The following is a 1,340-nucleotide window of genomic DNA, read 5'->3' on the forward strand; positions in this document are numbered from 1 at the left end:
GATCTACACCAACATCACGTACCCCTTCACCGGGTCCAACGGGAACTACGAGAACCCGCCGTACCCCTTCGCGCCCACGCGCTACAACCCCGTCGGGCAGTACCGCCGGACCATGACGCTGCCGGCGGGCTGGGACGGGCGGCGCACCTTCCTGCACTTCGACGGCGTCGAGTCGGCGTTCTACGTCTGGGTCAACGGGCAGAAGGTGGGCTACCGAGAGTCCAGCTTCGACTCCTCGGAGTTCGACATCACGAAGTACCTCCACGCGGGGAAGAACTCCATCGCCGTCGAGGTCTACCGCTGGTCCGACGGGTCCTGGCTCGAGGACCAGGACATGATCCGGCTGGCCGGCATCTTCCGCAGCGTCTACCTCATGTCCACCCCGCAGGTGCACCTGCGCGACTTCCGGGTCCGGACGCCGCTGAGCGAGGACTACACGGCGGCCGCGGTCGACGTCGACGTCTCCCTGCGCGACTACCAGGGCGGAGCGGCGGGCGACTACAGCGTCGAGGCGATGCTGTACGACGCGGCCGAGAAGCCGGTCTGGGACTCGCCGCTGAGCATCCCGGTCGACATGGACACCGACGAGCCGGGCGAGGACCAGGCCGGCTCGGGGAAGAAGGCGGTCCCGGCGCCGAAGCTGTGGTCGGCGGAGCACCCGAACCTCTACACGACCGTGCTGCAGGTCAAGGACGGCAGTGGGGCCGTGATCGAGACGGTCTCGAGCCGCACCGGGCTGCGTGAGATCCGGATGGATGAGGACCGGCACGTCATGCTGGTCAACGGGAAGCTGCTCTCGATCCGCGGCGTGAACCGGCACGAGATGTCGCCGGAGAACGGCCGGGCCGTGACGCGCGCCGAGATGGTCGAGGACATCTCGATCATGAAGCGCAACAACATCAACGCGGTCCGCACGTCGCACTACCCGAACAACCCGATCTGGTACGAGCTCGCCGACGAGTACGGCCTCTACGTCCTCGACGAGACCAACCTCGAGACGCACGGCGCCCGCGAGTCGATCCCCACAGGCCACCCCGAGCTCACGGCCAACGTCCTGCAGCGGATCCAGGACATGGTCCACCGGGACAAGAACCACCCCAGCGTCATCATCTGGTCGCTCGGCAACGAGGCCGGCTACGGCACCAACTTCGACAAGATGTACGACTGGGTGAAGTCCTACGACCCGATGCGCCCTGTGCAGTACGAGGGCGGCGGAAGCCCGGCTCGCGTATCCGACTTCACGAGTCAGATGTACACGCGGCCCAACGCGATCAAGAGCTACGCCGAGAGCAGCAGCGACGAGCGGCCGTTCGTGCTCATCGAGTACTCCCACGCCATGG

General features: G+C 66.6%; 1 protein-coding gene. It reads left to right on the forward strand.

Features of this window, described 5'->3' with window-relative positions; all coding sequences use genetic code 11:
• Nucleotides 1-1,340: glycoside hydrolase family 2 TIM barrel-domain containing protein (locus tag G9H71_RS22685; protein WP_331273211.1), on the forward strand; the 1,340-nt coding region annotated here is incomplete at both ends.

It is taken from the genome of Motilibacter deserti (genome assembly GCF_011250635.1).
Taxonomy (GTDB): Bacteria; Actinomycetota; Actinomycetes; order Motilibacterales; family Motilibacteraceae; genus Motilibacter_A; species Motilibacter_A deserti.